The organism is uncultured Cellulomonas sp., from assembly GCF_947494015.1.
Classification (GTDB): domain Bacteria; phylum Actinomycetota; class Actinomycetes; order Actinomycetales; family Cellulomonadaceae; genus Pengzhenrongella.
In genome coordinates this window covers 85,574-107,223 of the sequence record NZ_CANLTL010000011.1, presented here as the reverse complement: position 1 = coordinate 107,223, position 21,650 = coordinate 85,574, and the positions used below count along the sequence as shown (strand labels likewise).

Genomic DNA, 21,650 nt, shown 5'->3' with positions numbered 1-21,650 from the left:
GGCCCGGGATCAGGTGGTCACCGGTCCGTCCCAGTCGACCAGCTGCACGATGACGCCGTTGGGATCGCGGACCTGGAAGGCTCGCTCGCCCCACTCCTCGGCGGTCAGCGGCATGGTGATCGGCACGCCCTCGCGCTGCAGCCGGGCGAGCTCGCCCTCGAGGTCGTCGACGACGAAGGCGAGGATCTGACCGCGAGCGTGCTCCTCGCGCTGGTCGGCCGGCAGGGTCGGCAGCCCGCGCTGGAGGAAGACGACACTCATGCCGGCGTCGGGCCGGCTCAGGCTCGCGAACCCGGGCGCCGCCATGTCCACGTGGAACGCGAAGTGAGTCACCAGGAAGGTGCTGGACGCCTCGACGTCCTCGACGTTGAGCGAGATGGCGCTGGCGGTGATGCGCATGGGGTCCCCCCGACGATGATCCGTACGATGTACGGAGTAACTGTCCAACGACGGATCGGCCGAGGATGTTCCCGTGACCCGCAACCGATCCAGCGCCGGCGACCCCGCCCGTACCCTCGCGCTGCTGTGGCGCACGCCCGAGGGGGCCCCCCGGCGGGGCCCACGCCGAGGGCTCGACCTCGCCGAGGTCGTCACGACGGCCGTCACGCTGGCCGACGAGCACGGGGTGGAGGCCGTCACGATGCGCAGGCTGGCGGACCGCGCCGGCGTGGGCACCATGTCGCTCTACACCTACGTGAGCGACCGCGACCAGCTCCTCGACCTGATGCTGGACACCGTCTACGCGGCGATGCCGCGCCGGGACGTCGCCGCGCGGCCCTGGCGCGAGCGCGCCGGATCGGTCGCCGAGGAGAACCGCGAGCTGTTCCGGGCACACCCGTGGGCTGCGGAGATCTCGACGCTACGACCGCCGCTGGGACCGGGGCAGATGGCCAAGTACGAGCACGAGCTGGCAGCCTTCGACGGGTGCGGCCTGGACGACGTGGCCGTCGACGACTGCCTGACGCTGCTGCTGTCCTTCGTCCGTGCCAGCGCCCGCGACGCGCACGACGCCCGCGAGCGGCAGCGGCACGAGCCGTCGACCGACGAGCAGTGGTGGGCCGCCGCGGGGCCGCTGCTCGCCGGCGTCCTGGACGAGCGCCGCTTCCCCCGGGCCGTGCGGATCGGGACCGCCGCCGGCATTGCCCATGGCAGCGCGCACGACCCCGACCATGCCTACGCCTTCGGTCTGCAGCGCCTGCTCGACGGTCTGGCAGCACTGGTCGAGCCGGCTCCCCGGCTGTGACCGTGCGCTCGCCCGCCGTCCAGGTGAGCGGGAGTCAGCGCAGCTGGGCGTCGATCAGGGCGTCCTCGATGTCCTCGGCGCTCGGCGCCCGACGACGTCGCGGCGGCGTCGGTTCGGCTCCCGGCTCGTCGTCGCTCGCGGTGAGCTCACGCCGGGCCAGCACGGAGAAGCCGATCAGCGAGCCGAGCGCGAACGTCCACCACTGCAGCGCGTAGGACAGGTGCGACCCGGGGTCGGTGCTGGGCTCGGGCAGCGGGCCCAGCGCGGCCTGGGCGGCCGGGTCCTCGCTCACCAGAGCGCCGTACGCCCGGTACGCCGGGACGTCGTCGGACGCGCCGCCGGCCTCGAGCACCTGGCCGACCGCGATGGCCTGAACCTGGCCGGCGGGGGCGTCGCGGGGCGACGTCGGCTCACCGGCCCGCAGCCGCACGACCAGGTCGACCGGGCCGGCGGGCGGGGGGACGTCGCCCGCGTCCTGGTCGGTGGTGATGGCGCCCCGGTCGACGACTAGGACGGCGGTGCCGCCGTCCGGCCGGTCGACCACGAAGGGGACCAGCACGTGGAAGGCCGGCCGCCCGTTCACCGGGCGGTTGCGCAGCAGGACCGCGGCGTCGGCGTCGTAGCGGCCCGAGACCCGGACCGGTCGCCAGACCTCGTCCTCGGCCAGCGCGTCGCCGGGGGAGTCCAGGACCGCGTCCAGGGGCACCGGGTCGGCGGCGAAGTTCGACTCGACGACCGCGATCGCCGCGGACCGGGACTCGGCGCGGTGCCACTGCCACAGGCCGAGCAGGGTGCACACCACCGCCAGGGCCACGGCGATGGCGACGAGGCCGGCGGCACGCCGGGTCGCCGCGCGGTCGACGGGCATGGTCATGCCGACGGTTCGGCCGTCCCCGGCCGGGTCTCCAGGTCCGTGACCGGGACGGTCGCGCGCAGGAACGAGCGCGTGCCCAGGAACGTCTCGAGGTGCTGCCGGTGCTCGTCGCAGGCGAGCCAGACCTTGCGGCGGTCCGGGGTGTGCAGCGCGGGGTTGTTCCACAGCAGCCCCCACGTCGCCTCCGCCCGGCAGCCGCGCGAGCTGCAGACCAGCTCGTCGACGGCGTCCGGGCGGGGGCCGAGGAGATCAACCATGCCGGCGTCGGTCCGGGTCGGCAGTCCCGGCCGCGGCCGAGCCGTACGGGTCCGAGCCGTACGGGTCCGAGCCGAACGGGGCGGAGCCGCGTGCGGCGGACGGCGTGGGGAACGGCTGGTCCACGACCGGGGGGAAAGGCGCGGGACCGCCCGCGGCGGACGACGGCCACGGCGTGCCGGCGCCGGCCGCTGCGGCGAGCTGACGCTGGTGGAGCACCTCCTCGGGGCGCTCGGGGCGCTCGCGCCCGGCGTTGGCCAGCACGACGGCGATGTAGGGCAGCACGACGGCGCCGACGATCATGGCGATCGACGCCCAGGACGGGACGCGACCGAAGGTCAGCACCGCGCCCAGGAAGCAGAGCGTGCGCAGACCCATCTGGAACAGGTACCGGCGGGCTCGCCGGTCGATGTCGTCCCCGAGGGGGACGGCGGCGGAGGTGATGGTGTGCACCTCGGCGTCACTGCGGATGCGGCGGTTGCTCACCACATGAGTTTAGTCGCCAGTCCCGGAGTCGGCGTGATAGGGCCCTGTGACTTGTACGGATGTGACAAACCACTCCCGGCATCGGTGTGCGTCCGTGCCACGACGGCGCGGGGCCCGTCGGCTAGCGTCGGTGGGCGTGGCGCGGCGTGGGTCCGCGCAGCCGCACCACGACGGAGGAGACGCGTGACGCAGACAGGCACCGAGCCCGCACCGACCGCCGCCCGCGAGCCGCGCAGTGTGCTCGTCACCGGCGCGAACCGCGGCATCGGCCGCGCCATCGCCGAGCGGTTCGTCGCCGCCGGGGACCGCGTCGCCACGCTGTACCGCAGCGGCGACCTGCCCGACGGCGTGCTCGGGGTCGTGGGCGACGTGCGCGACACCGCGTCCGTCGACGCCGCCTTCACCGAGGTCGAGGCCGCGCACGGCCCCGTGGAGGTGCTGGTCGCCAACGCCGGCGTCACCCGTGACGGTCTCATGCTGCGGATGTCCGACGAGGACTTCGACGACGTCCTGGACGTCAACCTCACCGGGTCCTTCCGGTGCGCGCGGCGCGCGTCCAAGGGCATGATCCGGCTGCGCCGCGGCCGCATCATCCTCATCTCGTCGGTGGTGGGCCTGTACGGGTCGCCGGGCCAGGTGAACTACGCGGCGTCGAAGGCGGGCCTGGTCGGCATGGCCCGGTCGATCACCCGCGAGCTCGGCGGCCGGGGGGTCACCGCCAACGTCGTCGCCCCCGGGTACATCGACACCGCGATGACGGCCGCGCTGCCCGACGACCGCCAGGCCGCCTACCGCGCGTCCATCCCCGCCGGCCGGTTCGCCCAGCCCGAGGAGGTCGCCGGCGTGGTCCAGTTCCTGGCCTCCGACGACGCCGCCTACATCAGCGGGGCCGTGATCCCCGTCGACGGCGGCCTCGGCATGGGCCACTAGGCCCGCACCCGCGCACCGCCGCACCCGCGGGCCGGAGCGCGGCACCGCACGACGTCCCCGACGAACCTGACGAACGGAAGTCCCCATGGGTCTGCTCGACGGCAAGAAGCTCCTCATCACCGGTGTCCTCACCGACGGCTCGATCGCCTTCCACGTGGCGCGGCTCGCCCAGGAGCAGGGCGCCGAGGTCGTGCTGACGTCGTTCGGGCGCCAGTTCCGGCTCACCCAGGCGATCGCTCGCCGGCTGCCGGTCGAGGCACCCGTCGTGCAGCTCGACGTCACGTCGGACGAGGACCTCGCGGCGCTCGCCGACCGGGTGCGCGAGCACACCGACCACCTCGACGGCGTCGTGCACTCGATCGGCTTCGCGCCGCAGTCCGTCATGGGCGGCAACTTCCTGGCCGGCCAGTGGGCGGACGTCGCCACCGCCCTGGAGGTGTCGGCCTTCTCCCTGAAGTCGCTCGCGGTCGCCGCGCAGCCGCTGCTCAGCCGCGGCGCGTCCGTCGTCGGCCTGACCTTCGACGCCCGCTACGCCTGGCCGGTCTACGACTGGATGGGCGTGGCCAAGGCCGCGTTCGAGTCGACCGCCCGCTACCTGGCGCGCGACCTCGGTCCCCAGGGTGTGCGGGTCAACCTCGTCTCGGCCGGCCCCATCCGCACCACCGCGGCCAAGTCCATCCCGGGGTTCGAGACCATGGAGGGCGGCTGGCCCGAGCGCGCACCGCTCGGCTGGGACGTCACGAACCCCGAGCCGACCGCCCGCGCGGTCGCCGCGCTGCTGTCCGACTGGTTCCCGGCGACCACCGGGGAGATCGTGCACGTCGACGGCGGCGTGCACGCGATGGGACTGTAGGCGGCATGTCGCCGATCTCCGACCGCACCCGCCGGCTCGTCCTGCTCCGGCACGCCAAGGCAGAACCGGGTGACGGCGCAGCCGACGAGGTCCGCCCGCTGGCCCTGGACGGCCGCCGTCAGGCGGGACGGGTCGGGACCGCGCTGCGCGCCACCGACCTCGTGCCCGAGGTCGTGCTGGTGTCCCCGGCGGTGCGCACCCGGCAGACCTGGGAGCTGCTGCGCGGGGCCTTCGGCGACGCCGAGCCCGAGGTCGTGCTGACCGACGCGCTGTACACCGCGGGCGTCGACGACGTCGTGCGGGTGCTCCGCGAGGTCGACGAGCGGGTGCGCACGGTCCTGGTGGTGGGGCACGAGCCGACGATGTCGGCGACCGCGGCGGCCCTCGCCGGTGCGGCCTCCGACGCGACCGCGGTGGCCCGGGTGCGGGCGGGGGTGCCGACGGCGACCTACGTGGTCCTCGAGCTCGACGACCACTGGCAGGCCCTCGCCGCCGGCGCGGTCGACCTGCGTGCTGTCATCTCCCCGGACCTCTAACTGCCCGGTCCGTCAGCCCACCGGCGGCAGCCCGGCCGCCCAGCGGGCCTCGCGCCGCAGCAGCTCACGGCGCTCCTCGGCGGCGTAGGACCGACCGTCGTGACCCAGGGCGTCGTACACGACCCTGCTGCCGTCGACCGTGCCGACCAGCACGAGCGGGTGCGTGCGCCCGTCGTGCTCGTGCGTCACCAGCGGCTGGCGGTCGGGCAGCACGTCCAGGTCGCTGTACCGCTCGTCCTCGAGCGTGATGTCCGCCAGGCCGGCCGTGACCGGGTGCGCCGACCGGTCGACCTGGACGGTGCACAGCCCCAGGTCGGGGTGGCCGGACGTGCCGTGCACCCAGCGCGCCCCGAGCAGCCGGTGCCAGCGCGGTACCGCCGGGAACGCCATCCCCCCGGCGTGGACGGCCAGCACCGGGGCGCCGGCGGCGACGTGACGATCGAGGGCCGCGCCGATGCGGTCGGCCTCGGCCACCTCCTGCTCGAGGCCGGGCCCGTCGACCGCGCCGGAGACCGACACCACGACGAGCGAGCGCCCGGCGTGGTCGTCGAGCGCGTCGGCGACGTCGTCGCGGACCTCCACGTCCAGACCCGCCTCGCCCAGCAGTCCGGCGATCGACGCGGCGACGCCGGTCAGGTCGTGCCAGGGGTCGGCATACGCCGGCCCCCGGCTGGTCAGCACGACGGCCGTGCCGAACGTGGCGGGCTCGGTGGGGTGGGCGGTGGCGGTCATGACACCTCGTCGGGTCGGGGGTGCGCGGACGGCGCGGACAGCGGGGACAGGTCGGTGGCGGGCGGTGTGCTCCGGTCGATGATGTCGAGCACGGCGTCCAGGCGCTCGTCGACGGCGGCGTCGGCGTGCTCGCGGACCAGCGGCTTGGCGTTGAAGGCGATCCCCAGGCCGGCCGCGGCGATCATGTCCAGGTCGTTGGCGCCATCCCCGATCGCCACGCAGCGCCCGAGCGGGACCGCCTCGGCGGCGGCGAACTCGCGCAGCGCGACCGCCTTGCGGGCACGGTCGACCACAGCCCCCCGCACGCGCCCGGTCAACCGGCCGTCGGCCACCTCCAGCCGGTTCGCCACGGTGCGACGGATGCCGAGCGAGGCGGCGAGCGGCTCGACGATCTCGGCGAACCCGCCGGACACCAGGCCGACCGGCCAGTCGCGCCGCGCCAGCTCGGCCAGCAGCTCGCGCGCCCCGGGGGTCAGGACGAGGGCGTCGGTGACGTCGGCCAGCACCGAGACCGGGAGCCCGGCGAGCAGGGCGACCCGCTCGTGCAGGGAGGTCGCGAAGTCGATCTCACCGCGCATGGCCCGCTCCGTGACCGCGGCGACCACGTCGCCCGCTCCGGCCCGCTCGGCGAGCATCTCGACGACCTCGCCGGTGATCAGGGTCGAGTCGACGTCCATCACCACGAGCCTGCGGTCCGGCCTGCGGTCAGCCCCTGTGGTCGGCTCGGCGGCGTGGCTGGTCACCGGGGCAGCGTAGCGGCGGCGGGACGGCGTCCGGCGTCATGGTCCGGCCGTCCCGCCGCCGCGCCCGGCTGCGGCAGCGCGCGGACCGCTACGGCTCGACGACGGTGCCCTTGGGGACCACGGTGATCCCGCTCTCGGTCACCGTGAACCCGCGGGCACGGTCGTGGTCGGGGTCCAGGCCGATCCGCGTGCGCTCGGGGACGATGACGTTCTTGTCCAGGATCGCGCGGTGGATCTGCGCGTGGCGGTGCACCTTGACGCCGTCCATCAGGACGCTGTCGGAGACCGCCGACCACGAGTGCAGGTACACCCCCGGGGACAGGACCGAGCCGGACACGGTCGCACCGGAGACGATCACCCCGGGCGACACCACCGAGTCGGCCGCGTACCCGACCCGGTCCGGCCCGGCGTGCACGAACTTGGCCGGCGGCAGCCCGGTGTAGCCGGTGTGCAGCGGCCACTCGTCGTTGTAGACGTTGAACACCGGGTTGATCGAGATGAGGTCCTTGTTGGCCTCGAAGTACGAGTCCAGCGTGCCGACGTCGCGCCAGTAGTCGCGGTCGCGGTCGGTGGACCCGGGCACGTCGTTGTGGATGAAGTCGTAGACCCCCGCGGTGCCCTTGGCGACGAACGCGGGGACGAGGTCGCCGCCCATGTCGTGCTTGGAGTCCGGGTCCTCGGCGTCCTCCGTCACCGCGCGGCGCAGCGCGTCCGCGTTGGCGACGTAGTTCCCCATGGACGCCAGGATCTCCCCGGGGGAGTCGGCCAGCCCGACCGGGTCGGACGGCTTCTCCCGGAAGGCCGTGATCCGGGTCGGGTCGCTGGGGTCGGTTTCGATGACGCCGAACTCGGTCGACATGGCGATCGGCTGGCGGATCGCGGCGACCGTCATCTCCGCCCCGGACTCGATGTGCGAGTCGACCATCTGGGAGAAGTCCATCCGGTAGACGTGGTCGGCGCCAACCACGACCACGATGTCCGGGCGCTCGTCGTCGATGATGTTCAGGCACTGGTAGATCGCGTCGGCGCTGCCGAGGTACCAGTGCTTGCCCACCCGCTGCTGCGCGGGGACCGGCGCGATGTAGTTGCCCAGCAGGGGCGACATGCGCCACGTCTTCGTGACGTGCCGGTCCAGGCTGTGCGACTTGTACTGCGTCAGCACGACGATCTTCAGGTAGCCCGAGTTCACGAGGTTCGACAGGGCGAAGTCGACCAGTCGGTAGATGCCTCCGAACGGGACGGCGGGCTTGGCACGGTGGGAGGTGAGCGGCATGAGTCGCTTCCCTTCCCCACCTGCGAGGACGATTGCGAGTACGCGCGGCGCTGCCATGGAGCGAACATAGGCCCGCGACTGTGAGCCAGGCCACCCGTAGGGGCTGCTCACCCCGACGTGTCGCGCTAGCGTGCGGCGGATGAGAGTCGACCTGCTGACCCGCGAGTACCCCCCGAACGTCTACGGAGGGGCGGGGGTCCACGTCGCCGAGCTCTCCGCCGTCCTGCGCCGAAGCATCGACGTGCGCGTGCGCTGCTTCACCGGCTCCAGCGGCCCCGCGTCCGGGGAGGGCGTCACGGGGTACGGCGTGCCGGCGGAGCTCTCGGCCGCGAACGCCGCGCTGGCCACCTTCGGCGTCGACCTGGCCATCGCCGACGACGTCGCGGGCGCCGACCTGCTGCACTCCCACACCTGGTACGCCAACCTCGCCGGTCACCTCGGGGGACTGCTGCACGGCGTCCCGCACGTGGTCTCCGCGCACAGCCTGGAGCCGCTGCGCCCGTGGAAGGCCGAGCAGCTCGGCGGCGGCTACGCGCTGTCCTCGTGGGCCGAGCGGACCGCGTACGAGGGAGCCGCCGGGATCATCGCGGTGAGCGCCGGCATGCGTGCGGACATCCTGCGCTGCTACCCGCAGGTCGACCCGGACAAGGTCCACGTGGTGCACAACGGCATCGACCTGGCCGGCTGGCAGCGCCCCGAGCCCGGGACGCCGGCCGGGGACGCCGCCGACGCCGTCGTGCGGGGGCTGGGGATCGACCCGGACCGGCCGTCGGTGGTGTTCGTCGGTCGCATCACCCGGCAGAAGGGCCTGCCGTACTTCCTGCGGGCCGCCGCCGAGCTGCCGCCCGAGGTGCAGCTCGTGCTGTGCGCGGGGGCGCCGGACACCCCGGAGATCGAGGCCGAGGTCCGCGGGCTCGTCGAGACGCTCGCCCAGACCCGCAGCGGGGTGTTCTGGATCTCCCGGATGCTGCCGCGCGAGGAGCTGGTCGCGGTGCTGGCCAGCGGCACCGTGTTCGCCTGCCCGTCGGTGTACGAGCCGCTCGGCATCGTCAACCTCGAGGCGATGGCGGTGGGCCTGCCGGTGGTCGGCACCGCGACCGGCGGCATCCCCGAGGTGGTCGACGACGGCGTGACGGGCCTGCTGGTCCCGATCGACCAGGCGCAGGACGGCACCGGCACGCCGCTGGACCCCGACCGCTTCGTCGCCGACCTCGCCGCCGCACTGACCGCCGTCGTCGGCGACCCCCAGCGGGCCGCCGCGATGGGGGTGGCGGCCCGGCGCCGGGTCGAAGACCACTTCTCCTGGGACGCGATCGCCGACCGCACCATCGAGGTGTACCGGTCCGTCATCGGCTGACCGGGTGCGGGCGGCCCTGCCGGTGACAGGGGACTCGGCCGACCGGGTGACGGCGGCCGCCCGCGACCGGGCCGGTCGTCACCGGACGGTGGCACGCCCCTCACGGGCGCGACCGGCCGGACGATGAGGACAGGACCGGCACCCGTCCACCGCAGGAGCACGACCATGAGCACCGCCACGGCACCGACCGTCCCGACCCCCTGCACCGCAGCCCCCGGCTTCGTCTTCGTGCCGCTGGACGCGTCCCCGACACGCCCCGCCGGCATGCCGAGCGACCGCGAGCGCATCGCGCTGCACCGCGCGTGGATCGCCTCGTGGGACGCGGGGACGATGACGCCGTCCAAGGCTGCCGTGCTGGACAAGTGGGCGCCGGGCTGGCGCAGCGACGCCGCGCGGGCATTCTTCGCCCACTAGCCGCCAGCCGTTCCAGCCGGCAGGGACGCGCTGCCGGTCCGGCCGGTCGCCGGGGTACCGCCGGTCCGGCACGCCGCGGGTCGAGTCGAGCCGGGCCGGCGGCGGGTCAGGCGGGGCCGGTGGCCACGGTGGCCGTCGCCGCCGCCATCGCCCGCCGCGCGGCCCGGTCCACCTCACGCAGGGCGGTGGACCGCTGGTCCGCCTGCCACAGGTTGACCGCGCCGCCGTCGTCGGCGGTGGCCAGGGCGACGATCGCCCGGAGCCGGGCGGCGCTGGCCAGCACGCGCACCCGACGCCCGTCGAGCGAGCCGGGGACCGGCCAGCCGGGGCCGACCTCCGAGCGCAGGGCCGCGATCGCCTCGGCGGCGTCGGGCCGCCACCGGGCGACGTCGAGCGAGGCGAGCGCCTCCGTGGCCGAGATCAGCGCGAGCCGCAGCTCACGCTCGGCGTCGGCGAGCGTGCCGAGCACGCCCAGCAGGGACGTGCGCCAGTCCGGCACCGCACGCACCTCCCAGGTCACCAGGTGCCCGGGCTCGAGGGCGCTGCCGAACTCCTCGACCACGGGCACCGCGGCGAAGGAGCCCGCCGCCGCGTGCACCAGGACGCACTCCCCGGCGTCGACCGACAACCGGCTGACCGCGGCGGGGACCCCGGAAAGATCACCGGGCGCCGGCAGCACGGCGGCGACCTCCCGGGGCCCACCGGCCCACGCCGCCAGCAGCCCGGCCAGTCCGTCCTCGGACGGCTCCGCGCCCTCACCGACGCGCACGGTGTGCGGCTCGTCGTCGCCCTGCACGGCGGCCAGCGCCTGCTGAAGGGGGCCGGCGCCCGCGCCGACGCCGTGCGCCCACAGGGCCAGCAGCACCGAGCGCGGCAGGGCGAGAACGTCGGGGGTCGTATCCACGGCGACCAACCTACGACCCGGCACGACCCGGCACCCCGACGGCATGCGATCGCCTGCGCCCGCTCGCCCGGGCGCCGTCCCCGGGTGCCGCGGCACGGGGCGGTGCGCGCGGCGGCCCGGCCGGGCGGCGGGGCGCAGGCTAGGGTCGGTCCTCATGAACGAGGTGCTCGACCTGCAGGCCGTGTCCATCCGCCGGGGGACCAAGACCATCCTCGACGAGGTGACGTGGCAGGTCGGGGACGGTGAGCGCTGGGTGGTGCTGGGCCGCAACGGCGCGGGCAAGACCACCCTGCTGCAGATCGCCGCCGGACGCATGCACCCGAGCTCGGGGACCGCCGACCTGCTCGGGGAGCGGATGGGCCGCGTCGACGTCTTCGAGCTGCGCCAGCGCATCGGGCTCGCCAGCTCGGCGCTCGCGGACCGGATCCCGTCGGGGGAGACCGTGCGCGACGTCGTGCTCACCGCCGCCTACGGGGTGACCGGCCGTTGGCGGGAGAGCTACGAGGCGCCGGACGAGGAGCGCGCCGCGGACCTCATGGCCGCCTTCGGGGTCGCCGACCTCGCCGACCGGACCTTCGGGACGCTGAGCGAGGGCGAGCGCAAGCGGGCCCAGATCGCCCGGTCCCTGATGACCGACCCCGAGCTGCTGCTGCTCGACGAGCCGGCCGCCGGCCTGGACCTCGGCGGTCGCGAGGAGCTGGTCGGCGCGCTGTCCGAGCTCGCCGCGGACCCACGGTCCCCGTTGCTCGTCCTGGTCACGCACCACGTCGAGGAGATCCCGCCCGGGTTCACCCACCTCATGCTGCTGCGCGACGGTCGGGTGCACGCGGCCGGACCGCTGGACCAGGTGCTCACCGCCGAGCAGCTCTCCGGCGCCTTCGGTCTGCCGCTCACGGTCGAGCGCCACGAGGGTCGCTGGTCGGCGCGCGCAGAGCGCTGAGACGCCGAGCCCGGAGCGGTGAGACGCCGGACTGGGAGCGCTGAGACGCCGAGCCCGGAACGGTGAGGCGCCGAGCCCGGAGCCGCGACGGACCCCGATATGCTGGGTCGAGGCACCGCCTGCGGTGCCCGGAGCGCACCGCAGGTGCGGGGTGCTCCCACCCGGGAGGGGACCACGATGGACTGGTTGTGGTGGCTGGGAGCGGCTCTGCTGCTCGTCGCGATCGAGGTGCTCACGCTCGACCTCGTGCTGATCATGTTCGCCGGCGGCGCGATCGCCGCCGGCATCGCCGGCGCCCTCGGGGCGCCGCTGTCGGTGCAGATCGTCGTCCTGGCGGTCGTGTCGGCGCTGCTGCTGGTGGCCATCAGGCCGTGGCTGCTGCGCAGCCTGCGTGACCGGGTGCCGCTGGTGGAGACCAACGCCGCGGCGCAGGTGGGCCGGCTCGCGATCGTGGTCGAGGACGTGGACGTCCACGGCGGCCGGGTCAAGCTCTCCGGCGAGGTCTGGTCCGCCCGGTCCGCCCGCGAGGGGCTCGTCCTGCCCGAGGGCGAGGAGGTCCGCGTGGTGCGGATCGACGGCGCCGCCGCCGTCGTCGACCACGCCTCCGTGGGCATCCCCGCCCGGCCCGACCACCCCGTGCCCGACCCGCAGGCCGGACGGCTGGCCCAGCGGTTCGCCGCCCACCCCCGTCTGCACCGTCCGAAGGAGAACGCGTAGTGGATCTCACCCTCGGCACGGTCCTGGGCTACATCGTCCTGGGGCTGCTGCTCGTCTTCGTCGTGGTGGCACTGGTCCGCGCGGTGCGGATCGTCCCGCAGACCGTGGCGCTGATCATCGAGCGGCTGGGCCGGTACAACCGCACCCTGGACGCGGGTCTGCACCTGCTCATCCCCTTCGTGGACCGTGTCCGCGCGGCGGTCGACCTGCGCGAGCAGGTCGTGTCGTTCCCGCCGCAGCCCGTGATCACCTCGGACAACCTCGTGGTGAGCATCGACACCGTCATCTACTTCCAGGTCACCGACCCCAAGTCCGCGGTGTACGAGATCGCCAACTACATCACCGGCATCGAGCAGCTCACCGTCACCACGCTGCGCAACGTGGTCGGGTCGATGGACCTCGAGCAGACGCTGACCAGCCGTGACCAGATCAACGGCCAGCTGCGCGGCGTGCTCGACGACGCCACCGGTCGCTGGGGTGTGCGCGTCAACCGGGTCGAGCTGAAGTCGATCGACCCGCCGCAGTCCATCCAGGGCTCGATGGAGCAGCAGATGCGCGCCGAGCGGGACCGCCGCGCCGCCATCCTGACCGCCGAGGGCGTCAAGCAGTCGCAGATCCTCACCGCCGAGGGTGACCGGCAGGCGGCGATCCTGCGGGCGGAGGGGTCGGCGCAGGCCGCGATCCTCAACGCCGAGGGCGAGGCGCGCGCGATCCTGCAGGTGTTCGACGCGGTCCACCGCGGCGACGCGGACCCCAAGCTGCTCGCGTACCAGTACCTGCAGACGCTGCCGAAGATCGCCGGCAGCGCGGCGAACAAGGTCTGGATCGTCCCGTCGGAGCTCACCGGCGCGCTCGGTCAGCTCACGCAGGGGTTCGCCGGCGCGATGTCCGCGGACGGCGGGGAAGCCCCGAGCCGTCCGGCGGGGTCGTCCCCGGTGCGGTCGGAGGACCTGCCGCCGACCGTCCTGCCGGACCCCGGCGCCGCCCTGGCCCAGGCCCGGCGCGACTCCGAGGCGGCGACCGCGGACGCGGTGAGTGCCGGCACGCTCAGCGGCAGCCCGGCCGACCGGCGCGCCGAGGCGGGCCAGCGTCCGTACACGGGCTCCCGGCGGCCGGCGCCCACCGGGCCGACCGCGACCGAGCCGACGCCGACCCAGCCGGTGCACGGCCAGCCACCGGGAGCACCGGCGGTGCCACCGTCGTCCCAGCGGCCGTCCGACCGGAGCTCGTCCGCCGAGGCGGGTCCCGACCGCGCCGCCGAGCCGGGTGGTGCGACGACGACGGCCGGGCCGACGACCACCGAGCCGCCGACGACCGAGCCGCCGACGACCGAGCCGCCGGACACCCGCCGGTAGGCCACGCACGTCGGCGCGTCCGACAAATCAGTGGCGCACCGCGCGCCGTCGGCGGCCTATTGTCGTCGAGGCGCGCGGTCCCACCGCGACGCCTGACCCGGCGGAGGCCCCGTGCTCGTCCCCTTGCTGCGCCGACACCTGCGCCCGTATCGGGGCGCCGTCGTCGCCGTGCTCGTGCTCCAGCTGCTGCAGACCGCGGCGACGCTGCTGCTGCCGTCGCTGAACGCCGACATCATCGACCGGGGCGTCGCGGCCGGGGACACCGGCTACATCCTGCGGGTGGGCGCCGTGATGCTGGCGATCAGCCTGGCGCAGGTCGGCTGCGCTGTGGTCGCCGTCCTCTTCGGTGCGCGCACCGCGATGGCGCTGGGCCGCGACGTGCGGGCGGCGCTGTTCACCCACGTGCAGGGCTTCTCCGCGCAGGAGGTCGGGCACTTCGGGGCGCCGTCGCTCATCACCCGCACGACCAACGACGTCCAGCAGGTCCAGATGGTCGTGCTGTTCTCGCTCACCCTCATGGTCGTCGCCCCGTTCATGCTGGTCGGCGGCGTCGTGATGGCACTGCGCGAGGACGTCGTCCTGTCCGGGCTGCTGGTCGTGTCGGTGCCGACCCTCGCGGTGATCATCGCGCTCATCGTGCGGCGCATGGTGCCGCACTTCCGCGTCATGCAGACGCGCATCGACCGGATCAACGGCGTGCTGCGCGAGCAGATCGCGGGTGTGCGGGTCATCCGCGCGTTCGTGCGCGAGCGTCGCGAGACGGCGCGGTTCGCCGAGGCCAGCACCGAGCTGATGCGCACCTCGGTGCGGATCGGCCGGCTGATGGCGCTGATGTTCCCGGCCGTGCTGCTGGTGATGAACGTGACCAGCGTCGCGGTGATCTGGTTCGGCGGCCGGCGCATCGACTCGGGGGAGATGCAGGTCGGCGCCCTCATCGCCTTCCTCAGCTACATCATGTACATCCTCATGGCCGTCCTGATGGCCACGATGATGTTCGTGATGGTGCCCCGGGCGGTGGTGGCCTCCGAGCGCATCACCGCCGTGCTGGACACCCAGCCCAGCGTCCGTCCGCCGGCGCGGCCGGTGGTCCCGGCGGGTGCCGCCGCGGGGTCGGCGAGGGGACGGCTCGAGCTGCGCGACGTGGAGTTCCGCTATCCCGGCGCCGAGGCGGCGGTGCTGCGCGGGGTCAGCCTCACGGCGCTGCCCGGCCGCACCACCGCGATCATCGGCTCGACCGGCTCGGGCAAGACGACGCTGCTCAACCTCGTCCCGCGGCTCGCCGAGGTCACCGGGGGTGCGGTGCTCGTGGACGGTGTGGATGTGCGCGACCGGGACCCGCAGGACCTGTGGTCCGGGATCGGCCTGGTCCCGCAGAAGGCGTACCTGTTCGGCGGGACCGTCGCCTCCAACCTGCGGTACGGCAAGCCGGACGCCACCGAGGACGAGCTGTGGCACGCCCTCGCGGTCGCGCAGGCGCGCGACTTCGTGGAGCGGCTCGCCGGCGGTCTGGACGCGCCGGTCACCCAGGGCGGCACGAACCTGTCCGGCGGCCAGCGGCAGCGCCTGGCCATCGCCCGCGCCCTGGTGCGGCGCCCCGCGCTGTACCTGTTCGACGACGCCTTCTCCGCCCTCGACGTCGCGACCGACGCCCGTCTGCGGGCGGCGCTGGCCCCCGCGACCCGCGACGCCACCGTCCTGGTGGTCGCCCAACGGGTCGCCACCATCCGGCACGCCGACCACATCGTCGTCCTCGACGAGGGCACCGTCGTCGGCGCCGGGACGCACACCGAGCTCATGGAGACGTCGGACACGTACCGCGAGATCGTGCTGTCCCAGCTCAGCGCGCAGGAGGCGGCCGCGTGAGCGTCCGGGGCCCCCGCCCGCCGGCCGCCGGCGGCGGAGCGCCTGCGCCCGGAGGAGTGCCTGCGCCCGGAGGAGTGCCTGCTCCCGGTGCAGTGCCAGCGCCCGGGGGTGGTCCGGCCGCGCCCGGCCGGGGGCCGGGCGCCGGGGTCCCGAGGCGGCCGCCGCGCCCCGGCTTCGGCCCCGGCCTGGGCGTCCCGGCCGAGAAGTCCATGGACTTCACCGGGTCCGGGCGGCGGCTGCTGGCCCAGCTCGCGCCGGAGCGGCTGCGGATCACCCTCGTGGTGCTCCTCGGGCTCGCAGCCGTCGCGCTCGCCGTCGCCGGCCCCAAGCTGCTCGGCACCGCGACCGACATCGTGTTCGAGGGCTTCGTGGGGCGTGGCCTGCCCGTCGGCAGCACGCAGGCGGAGGCGGTCGCCGGGCTGCGCGCCCAGGGGCAGGACCAGCTCGCCGACCTGGTCAGCGGCATGAGCCTCGTCCCGGGCGAGGGGGTCGACACCCGGCGGCTGGCCGCCGTGCTGCTCGCGGTCCTGGGCGTGTACGTGGGCGCCTTCGTGTTCGGCTGGGCGCAGGGCCGGCTGACCACCGACGTCGTCCAGCGCAGCGCGTACCGGCTGCGCGCGGCGGTCGAGGGCAAGCTCTCGCGGCTGCCGCTGAGCTACGTCGACCGCCAGGAGCGCGGGGAGGTGCTCTCCCGGGTGACGAACGACATCGACAACGTCGCCCAGACCCTGCAGCAGACGCTGTCCCAGCTGGTGACGGCGCTGCTGACGGTGGTGGGTGTGCTCGCGATGATGTTCTGGATCTCCCCGCTGCTGGCCCTGGTCGCCCTGGTCACCGTGCCGCTGTCCATCGTGGTGACGGTGGCGATCGCCAAGCGCTCCCAACCGCAGTTCGTCGCGCAGTGGTCCTGGACCGGTCAGGTCAACGCCCACATCGAGGAGATGTACACCGGTCACGCGCTGGTCAAGGTGTTCGGCCGGCAGGACGAGGCCATCGCGACCTTCCGCGACCGCAACGAGCGCCTGTACGACGCGAGCTTCCGCGCGCAGTTCATCTCCGGCACGATCCAGCCGGCGCTGGGGTTCCTGTCCAACCTGAACTACGTCGCGGTGGCCGTGGTCGGCGGCCTGCGGGTCGCTTCCGGGGCGATGACCCTCGGCGACGTGCAGGCCTTCATCCAGTACTCGCGCATGTTCACCCAGCCGCTGACCCAGGTCGCGTCGATGATGAACCTGCTGCAGTCGGGGGTGGCGTCGGCCGAGCGGGTGTTCGAGCTGCTGGACGCCCCGGACCAGGAGCCGGATCCCGACCAGCCCGTCGTCCCGGCCCTGCCCGTCCGCGGACGGGTGACGTTCGAGGACGTCTCGTTCCGCTACGACCCCGACACCCCGCTGATCGAGCACCTGTCGCTCGTCGCCGAGCCGGGGAGCACCGTGGCGATCGTCGGCCCCACCGGGGCCGGCAAGACGACGCTGGTCAACCTGCTCATGCGGTTCTACGAGATCGACGGCGGACGCATCACCCTGGACGGCGTCGACATCCGGGACATGACCCGCGACGCGCTGCGGTCCCAGGTCGGGATGGTCCTGCAGGACACGTGGCTGTTCGGCGGCACGATCGCGGACAACCTGCGCTACGGCGCGCCGGACGCGACCGACGAGGCGATGGTCGAGGCGGCCCGGGCCACCCACGTCGACCGCTTCGTGCGCACCCTGCCGGACGGGTACGCGACCCGGCTGGACGACGAGGGCTCGGACGTCAGCGCGGGGGAGAAGCAGCTGCTCACCATCGCCCGGGCGTTCCTGGCCGGACCGCCGATCCTCGTGCTGGACGAGGCGACGTCGTCGGTGGACACGCGCACCGAGGTGCTCGTGCAGCGCGCGATGGCGGCGCTGCGGTCGGGCCGCACGTCGTTCGTCATCGCGCACCGGCTGTCCACGATCCGCGACGCCGACGTCATCCTCGTGATGGACCACGGCTCGATCGTGGAGCACGGCACCCACACCGAGCTCCTGGCGGCGGGCGGTGCGTACGCCGAGCTGTACGCGAGCCAATTCGCCGCGGCGGCCGCCCCGAGCCCGTAGGCACGCCGGGCGGTGAGCGCCTGGGAGGATCGCCGACGTGCCGATCCACCACCTCACCACCGCCGATGACGACCGCCTCGCCGACTACACCCGGCTGACCGACGTCGCGCTGCGCGCCAAGCACGAGCCCGCCAAGGGTCTGTACATCGCGGAGAGCTCCACGGTCATCCGGCGCGCGGTCGCCGCCGGGCACCGGCCCCGGTCGCTGCTGATGGCCGAGCGGTGGCTGCCGGACCTGGCCGACCTGCTGGACCAGGTCGGCGCAGGCCCGGACGGCGACGTGCCGGTCTTCGTCGCCCCGGAGCCCGTGCTGGAGGAGATCACCGGCTTCCACCTGCACCGCGGCGCCCTCGCCGCGATGCACCGCCCGCCGCTGCCGGACGCGCACGCCCTGCTCGCCGCGGCCCGTGGCGGCGCCGGCGCGCGGCGGGTGGCGGTGCTCGAGGACGTCGTCGACCACACGAACGTGGGGGCGATCTTCCGCAGCGCCGCCGCGCTGGGCGTCGACGCCGTCCTGGTCAGCCCACGCTGCGCGGACCCGCTGTACCGGCGCTCGGTGCGCGTCTCAATGGGGACGGTGTTCCAGGTGCCGTGGACCCGGCTGACGTCCTGGCCGGGTGGCCTGGCCGACCTGCGGGACGACGGGTTCACCGTCGCCGCGCTCGCCCTCGCCGACGACGCCGTGACCCTCGACGACCTCGCGGCGCAGCCGCCCGCGCGGCTCGCGCTCGTGCTCGGCACGGAGGGGGACGGGCTGTCCCGGGGAGCGGTCGCGGCCGCCGACGTCGTCGTGCGGATCCCGATGGCCGGCGCGGTCGACTCCCTCAACGTCGCGGCCGCCTCCGCGGTGGCGTTCTGGGCGACGCGCACGGCCGCGGACCGGCCCGTCGGGTCCCCGGCCGGCGGCGACCGGACCGCTACGGTCTGACCGTGCCGACCGACCTCAGCGCCAAGCCGACCCTGGTCGGCGAGCGCGCCGTGCTGCGTCCGTTCACCCCGGCCGACATCGACGCGATGGGACCCGTGCTGGCCGACCCGGACGTGCGGCGGCTGACGGGCAGCGTGCACACGACCGCCGAGGCGGCCGAGGCGGACCCGCACCTGGACGAGCCGACCCGCCGCTGGTACGAGACCCGCGCCGATGCCGGCGACCGGCTCGACCTCGCGCTGGTCGACCGGGCGACCGACCGGTGCGTCGGGGAGGTCGTGCTCAACCACTGGGAGCCGGAGAACCAGTCCTGCAACTTCCGCATCCTGGTCGGACCCCTCGGGCGTGACCGCGGCCTGGGATCGGAGGCGACCCGGCTGGTGCTGACGCACGCGTTCACGGCCACCGACCTGTACCGGGTCGAGCTCGGCGTCTACACGGTCAACCCCCGCGCGCGGCACGTGTACGAGCGCGCGGGGTTCGTGGTCGAGGGCGTGCGCCGCGCGGCGCTGGTCTTCGACGGCGAGCGCGTCGACGAGGTGATGATGGCGGCCCTGCGCCCGCAGTGGCTCGCCGCGCACGGCGAGGCCGCGTCGGGCGTCAGCCGGCCCCGCTGACGGTCGTGCGCCGGTCCCGTGCGGTGGGCACGACGGCGTCGGCGCCCGGCCCGGTGCTGCCCGCCGGCCCCGGGACGGCCAGCTCGACCCGGTCCCGACCGCGCGCCTTGGCCCGGTACAGCGCGTCGTCGGCCTGCCGGTACAGCTCGGTGAACTGGTTCGTGAGATCCCCGGACGCCACGCCGACGCTGACCGTGACCGGATCGCCGTCGGGCGTGCGCAGCGTGGCGCTGATGTGCCGGCGCAGGTCCTGCGCCCGGGCGCCGGCAGCGGCGGCGTCGGTGGTCGCGAGGATCAGCAGGAACTCCTCGCCGCCCACCCGCACCGCGGTCTCGCGCGGTCCCAGGACGGCCGCGAGCAGGGCGCCGAGCTGGGTCAGGACCTCGTCGCCGGCGAGGTGACCGCTGACGTCGTTGATGCGCTTGAAGTGGTCGACGTCGATCAGGAGCAGGCTCCCCACGAGCAGCACGTCGGGGCTGGCGGCGTGCTGGATGAGGCCCTGGCGGTTGAGCAGGCCGGTCAGCGCGTCGTGGCGCACCTGGTGCCGCAGCTCGCGGATGAGCCGGTCCACCTCGCCCACGAGCCGGTCGACCCGGTCGCGGAGCAGGAGCACCGCCGCGTTCAGCACGGCGAGCGCGAGCAGGACCGGGAGGGTGGTCAACCCGATGCCGGGCAGGTCGAAGCCGACCACGTGCAGCCCGACGGCGTAGGCGGTCAGCGCGCAGGTCAGCTGCAGCCAGGCCTCCCGGCCGCTGCGCAGCAGCCCGACCTGGAGCACGGGGATGACGTACAGGATCGGTCCGCTCGCGTGGGTGAACCCGTCCGGGGCGTGCACCGCGACGCTGGTGATGCCGACCGCCCCCAGGACGCTGGCCGCCGACAGCGCCCACGGTCGCACCCGCGCAGCGCCGGCGAGCATCAGCAGACCGATCAGGACGCACAGGGCGGCGAACGAGTAGAGCAGCCCGGGGTAGGGGCTCTCGTAGGCGAACGGGACGGCGGTCAGCGAGCCGAGCACCGTCATGGCCCCGCTGATCCGCGCGTCCAGGCGGCGCGCGCGCGCTCCGTGCAGCGGGGGTGGTGACCAGTCGGACCTCATGCCGTCCCCTTCGGACGGCGCCGACCGGGCCTGAGCGGCCGAGCGGGAGGGGCGTCGTCCGGCACGCGGACGTCACCCGCCTGCCGCAGCGGGCTCAGCCCACGGCGAGGTCCTCGACGACCTCCGCACCGGGCAGGTGGCCGAGCAGTGCCCCGGGCAGGCTGAGCTTGGAGCCGCGGATCCCGCTTCCGACGACCACCGCCGGGTGCTGTCCCGGGCCGCCGACGGCGTCGACCGCGACGACACGCGAGTCGACCAGCACCCGCCAGGTCTCGGGCAGGCCCACCGGGGTGATCCCGCCGTACTCCATGCCCGACTCCGCGGTGGCGCGGTCGGTGGGCAGGAACGACGCCTTGCGCACGTCCAGCAGACGCTTGACCGCGGTGTTGACGTCCGCCCGGGTGGTCGCCAGCACGACGGCGGCCGCCACCCGCTCCTCGCCGGCGCGGCGGCCGGCGACGAGCACGCAGTTCGCCGACGCGCCCGGCGGCAGGGCGTAGGCCGCCGTCAGGGCGGCGGTGTCCGCGAGGTCGGGATCGATCTCGGCGACCGCGACGGCGTCGGCGACCTCGGGCTGGACCGCCGCCCACCCGAGCAGGGCGGCATGGGTGCCGGTGGCCATGAGCTCGGGGTGGTCGACGGCGCGCAGCCAGCGCAGCGGCGGGTGGGCGGCGGGTAGGCCGGTCGTCATCGCCGGAAGGTGGGCGTGAGCGTCGCGCGGGCCAGGGTGTGGAACAGGGCGTTGAACGCCACGGCCGTCGGGGTGGCGTCGGGCGTGAGGTCCAGGCTCTCCACGTCCAGGGCGTGCACGGCGAAGACGTAGCGGTGCGGGTGGTCGCCCTGCGGCGGTGCGGCCCCGGTGTAGCCGGTGGTTCCACCGTCGTTGCGGGTGGCGAATGCCGGTGCCGGCAGGTCGGCGGCGTCGGGTGCGCCGGCGCCGCCCGGCAGTGACGTCGTGCCGGCCGGCAGGTCGACCACGGTCCAGTGCCAGAAGCCGGCCGGGGTGGGGGCGTCCGGGTCGAAGCAGCTGACCACGAACGAGCGGGTCCCGGCGGGGAAGCCGTGCCACCTCAGGCCGGGGGACCGGCTGCCGCCGTCGGCGGTGTGGGCGGCCGGCATCTCGACGCCGTCGGCGACGTCGTCGCTGGTCAGGGTGAAGGACGGGACGGCGGGCAGCCCGCTGTACGGGTCCGGGGCGATCGGGCGGTTCAGGTCCACGCAGGCTCCTCGGGTGGCACGGACGGCAGCCGGTGGGGTGGGTGGGACGAGCGCGCCCACCGGTGTCGGGGCGGGTCCATGCTGCCCGGCGCGGGCCGCGGCCGCACGCCGCGGGGGCCGGGGGAGGTGCCGGCGAGGGCGTCGTCGCGGCGGCTCGGCGACACACCGGGCGGCGTCGTCCACGACTCGCCGGGCGCGGTTGACAGCGCCCGGCGGCGGGCCGTGTACT

At 74.7% G+C, this 21,650-nt stretch carries 24 protein-coding genes; 13 read left to right on the top strand and 11 right to left on the bottom strand.

Annotation, left to right across the window (positions count from 1 at the left end; translation table 11 throughout):
- Positions 1-9: 9 nt before the first annotated feature.
- Positions 10-399, bottom strand: coding sequence for a VOC family protein (locus Q0840_RS13390; protein ID WP_298460141.1), 390 nt, complete (start codon positions 397-399; stop codon positions 10-12).
- Positions 400-472: 73 nt separating this feature from the next.
- On the opposite strand from Q0840_RS13390, the gene Q0840_RS13385 reads away from it, so the two are divergent.
- Entirely contained in the window at positions 473-1,243 is a 771-nt protein-coding gene (locus Q0840_RS13385) for a TetR/AcrR family transcriptional regulator (RefSeq protein WP_298460140.1), read from the top strand.
- Between the two features lie 34 nt (positions 1,244-1,277).
- Here the strand turns inward: Q0840_RS13385 and Q0840_RS13380 are convergent, their stop codons facing one another.
- Genes Q0840_RS13380 through Q0840_RS13370 form a run of 3 tightly spaced genes read right to left on the bottom strand, consistent with a single transcriptional unit; the run spans position 1,278 to position 2,858 of the window.
- Positions 1,278-2,117 carry an SURF1 family protein gene (locus tag Q0840_RS13380; RefSeq protein WP_298460139.1) on the bottom strand — a complete coding sequence of 280 codons (840 nt, stop codon included), beginning with the start codon at positions 2,115-2,117 and terminating at the stop codon, positions 1,278-1,280.
- A complete protein-coding gene (locus Q0840_RS13375; protein ID WP_298460137.1) occupies positions 2,114-2,374 on the bottom strand; it encodes a hypothetical protein in 261 nt (86 codons plus the stop codon). The genes Q0840_RS13380 and Q0840_RS13375 overlap by 4 nt, the downstream gene beginning before the upstream one ends.
- Positions 2,367-2,858 (bottom strand): DUF3099 domain-containing protein, encoded by a 492-nt coding sequence (locus Q0840_RS13370; protein WP_298460135.1) that lies wholly within the window; start codon positions 2,856-2,858, stop codon positions 2,367-2,369. The genes Q0840_RS13375 and Q0840_RS13370 overlap by 8 nt, the downstream gene beginning before the upstream one ends.
- Before the next feature lie 183 nt (positions 2,859-3,041).
- Between Q0840_RS13370 and Q0840_RS13365 the strand changes: the two genes are divergently transcribed.
- The 3 genes from Q0840_RS13365 (at position 3,042) to Q0840_RS13355 (ending at position 5,177) form a co-directional block, all read left to right on the top strand.
- Complete coding sequence (locus tag Q0840_RS13365) at positions 3,042-3,788, top strand: beta-ketoacyl-ACP reductase (RefSeq protein ID WP_298460133.1); 747 nt, start codon at positions 3,042-3,044, stop codon at positions 3,786-3,788.
- A gap of 85 nt (positions 3,789-3,873) precedes the next feature.
- Complete coding sequence (fabI, locus tag Q0840_RS13360) at positions 3,874-4,641, top strand: enoyl-ACP reductase FabI (RefSeq protein ID WP_298460132.1); 768 nt, start codon at positions 3,874-3,876, stop codon at positions 4,639-4,641.
- 5 nt (positions 4,642-4,646) lie between these two features.
- Positions 4,647-5,177, top strand: coding sequence for a histidine phosphatase family protein (locus Q0840_RS13355; protein WP_298460131.1), 531 nt, complete (start codon positions 4,647-4,649; stop codon positions 5,175-5,177).
- A gap of 12 nt (positions 5,178-5,189) precedes the next feature.
- Here the strand turns inward: Q0840_RS13355 and Q0840_RS13350 are convergent, their stop codons facing one another.
- The 3 genes from Q0840_RS13350 to glgC all read right to left on the bottom strand — a co-directional run bounded on the left by Q0840_RS13350 (position 5,190) and on the right by glgC (position 7,982).
- Positions 5,190-5,909 carry a ThuA domain-containing protein gene (locus Q0840_RS13350; protein ID WP_298460129.1) on the bottom strand — a complete coding sequence of 240 codons (720 nt, stop codon included), beginning with the start codon at positions 5,907-5,909 and terminating at the stop codon, positions 5,190-5,192.
- A complete protein-coding gene (gene serB / locus Q0840_RS13345; RefSeq protein ID WP_298460127.1) occupies positions 5,906-6,652 on the bottom strand; it encodes a phosphoserine phosphatase SerB in 747 nt (248 codons plus the stop codon). Before serB ends, Q0840_RS13350 begins: the two co-directional genes overlap by 4 nt.
- A gap of 88 nt (positions 6,653-6,740) precedes the next feature.
- Complete coding sequence (gene glgC / locus Q0840_RS13340; protein ID WP_298460124.1) at positions 6,741-7,982, bottom strand: glucose-1-phosphate adenylyltransferase; 1,242 nt, start codon at positions 7,980-7,982, stop codon at positions 6,741-6,743.
- Positions 7,983-8,064: 82 nt separating this feature from the next.
- On the opposite strand from glgC, the gene glgA reads away from it, so the two are divergent.
- Both glgA and Q0840_RS13330 read left to right on the top strand, forming a co-directional pair.
- Positions 8,065-9,282 carry a glycogen synthase gene (gene glgA / locus Q0840_RS13335; RefSeq protein WP_298460123.1) on the top strand — a complete coding sequence of 406 codons (1,218 nt, stop codon included), beginning with the start codon at positions 8,065-8,067 and terminating at the stop codon, positions 9,280-9,282.
- 165 nt (positions 9,283-9,447) lie between these two features.
- Positions 9,448-9,696 (top strand): hypothetical protein, encoded by a 249-nt coding sequence (locus Q0840_RS13330; RefSeq protein ID WP_298460121.1) that lies wholly within the window; start codon positions 9,448-9,450, stop codon positions 9,694-9,696.
- 106 nt (positions 9,697-9,802) lie between these two features.
- On the opposite strand, the gene Q0840_RS13325 is transcribed toward Q0840_RS13330, so the two are convergent.
- Positions 9,803-10,600 carry a hypothetical protein gene (locus tag Q0840_RS13325; protein WP_298460119.1) on the bottom strand — a complete coding sequence of 266 codons (798 nt, stop codon included), beginning with the start codon at positions 10,598-10,600 and terminating at the stop codon, positions 9,803-9,805.
- Positions 10,601-10,754: 154 nt separating this feature from the next.
- Between Q0840_RS13325 and Q0840_RS13320 the strand changes: the two genes are divergently transcribed.
- From Q0840_RS13320 to Q0840_RS13290, 7 genes are all read left to right on the top strand, one after another.
- Positions 10,755-11,540, top strand: coding sequence for an ABC transporter ATP-binding protein (locus tag Q0840_RS13320; protein WP_298460117.1), 786 nt, complete (start codon positions 10,755-10,757; stop codon positions 11,538-11,540).
- A gap of 177 nt (positions 11,541-11,717) precedes the next feature.
- A complete protein-coding gene (locus Q0840_RS13315) occupies positions 11,718-12,257 on the top strand; it encodes an NfeD family protein (protein WP_298460114.1) in 540 nt (179 codons plus the stop codon).
- Positions 12,257-13,612 (top strand): SPFH domain-containing protein, encoded by a 1,356-nt coding sequence (locus Q0840_RS13310; protein WP_367183132.1) that lies wholly within the window; start codon positions 12,257-12,259, stop codon positions 13,610-13,612. Before Q0840_RS13315 ends, Q0840_RS13310 begins: the two co-directional genes overlap by 1 nt.
- A gap of 111 nt (positions 13,613-13,723) precedes the next feature.
- Positions 13,724-15,475, top strand: coding sequence for an ABC transporter ATP-binding protein (locus Q0840_RS13305; protein WP_298460112.1), 1,752 nt, complete (start codon positions 13,724-13,726; stop codon positions 15,473-15,475).
- 92 nt (positions 15,476-15,567) lie between these two features.
- A complete protein-coding gene (locus tag Q0840_RS13300) occupies positions 15,568-17,559 on the top strand; it encodes an ABC transporter ATP-binding protein (protein WP_298460110.1) in 1,992 nt (663 codons plus the stop codon).
- Between the two features lie 37 nt (positions 17,560-17,596).
- Positions 17,597-18,487, top strand: coding sequence for an RNA methyltransferase (locus tag Q0840_RS13295; protein WP_298460108.1), 891 nt, complete (start codon positions 17,597-17,599; stop codon positions 18,485-18,487).
- A gap of 2 nt (positions 18,488-18,489) precedes the next feature.
- The gene (locus Q0840_RS13290) at positions 18,490-19,104 is read left to right on the top strand and encodes a GNAT family N-acetyltransferase (RefSeq protein WP_298460106.1); all 615 of its coding nucleotides are present in this window, start codon (positions 18,490-18,492) and stop codon (positions 19,102-19,104) included.
- On the opposite strand, the gene Q0840_RS13285 is transcribed toward Q0840_RS13290, so the two are convergent.
- The 3 genes from Q0840_RS13285 to Q0840_RS13275 form a co-directional block, all read right to left on the bottom strand.
- Positions 19,088-20,203 carry a GGDEF domain-containing protein gene (locus tag Q0840_RS13285; protein ID WP_298460104.1) on the bottom strand — a complete coding sequence of 372 codons (1,116 nt, stop codon included), beginning with the start codon at positions 20,201-20,203 and terminating at the stop codon, positions 19,088-19,090. The genes Q0840_RS13290 and Q0840_RS13285 overlap by 17 nt on opposite strands.
- A 94-nt stretch (positions 20,204-20,297) precedes the next feature.
- On the bottom strand, positions 20,298-20,894 hold the full coding sequence (locus Q0840_RS13280) for a YbaK/EbsC family protein (RefSeq protein WP_298460101.1): 597 nt from the start codon (positions 20,892-20,894) through the stop codon (positions 20,298-20,300).
- The gene (locus Q0840_RS13275; RefSeq protein WP_298460099.1) at positions 20,891-21,421 is read right to left on the bottom strand and encodes a YbhB/YbcL family Raf kinase inhibitor-like protein; all 531 of its coding nucleotides are present in this window, start codon (positions 21,419-21,421) and stop codon (positions 20,891-20,893) included. The genes Q0840_RS13280 and Q0840_RS13275 overlap by 4 nt, the downstream gene beginning before the upstream one ends.
- Positions 21,422-21,650 lie beyond the last annotated feature (229 nt).

Coding starts and splice junctions, on each gene's coding strand:
- Q0840_RS13390 (WP_298460141.1), bottom strand. CDS start 399: ATGCGCATCACCGCCAGCGCCATCTCGCTCAACGTCGAGGACGTCGAG.
- Q0840_RS13380 (WP_298460139.1), bottom strand. CDS start 2,117: ATGACCATGCCCGTCGACCGCGCGGCGACCCGGCGTGCCGCCGGCCTC.
- Q0840_RS13375 (WP_298460137.1), bottom strand. CDS start 2,374: ATGGTTGATCTCCTCGGCCCCCGCCCGGACGCCGTCGACGAGCTGGTC.
- fabI (WP_298460132.1), top strand. CDS start 3,874: ATGGGTCTGCTCGACGGCAAGAAGCTCCTCATCACCGGTGTCCTCACC.
- Q0840_RS13355 (WP_298460131.1), top strand. CDS start 4,647: ATGTCGCCGATCTCCGACCGCACCCGCCGGCTCGTCCTGCTCCGGCAC.
- Q0840_RS13350 (WP_298460129.1), bottom strand. CDS start 5,909: ATGACCGCCACCGCCCACCCCACCGAGCCCGCCACGTTCGGCACGGCC.
- glgC (WP_298460124.1), bottom strand. CDS start 7,982: ATGGCAGCGCCGCGCGTACTCGCAATCGTCCTCGCAGGTGGGGAAGGG.
- glgA (WP_298460123.1), top strand. CDS start 8,065: ATGAGAGTCGACCTGCTGACCCGCGAGTACCCCCCGAACGTCTACGGA.
- Q0840_RS13330 (WP_298460121.1), top strand. CDS start 9,448: ATGAGCACCGCCACGGCACCGACCGTCCCGACCCCCTGCACCGCAGCC.
- Q0840_RS13320 (WP_298460117.1), top strand. CDS start 10,755: ATGAACGAGGTGCTCGACCTGCAGGCCGTGTCCATCCGCCGGGGGACC.
- Q0840_RS13315 (WP_298460114.1), top strand. CDS start 11,718: ATGGACTGGTTGTGGTGGCTGGGAGCGGCTCTGCTGCTCGTCGCGATC.
- Q0840_RS13285 (WP_298460104.1), bottom strand. CDS start 20,203: ATGAGGTCCGACTGGTCACCACCCCCGCTGCACGGAGCGCGCGCGCGC.
- Q0840_RS13280 (WP_298460101.1), bottom strand. CDS start 20,894: ATGACGACCGGCCTACCCGCCGCCCACCCGCCGCTGCGCTGGCTGCGC.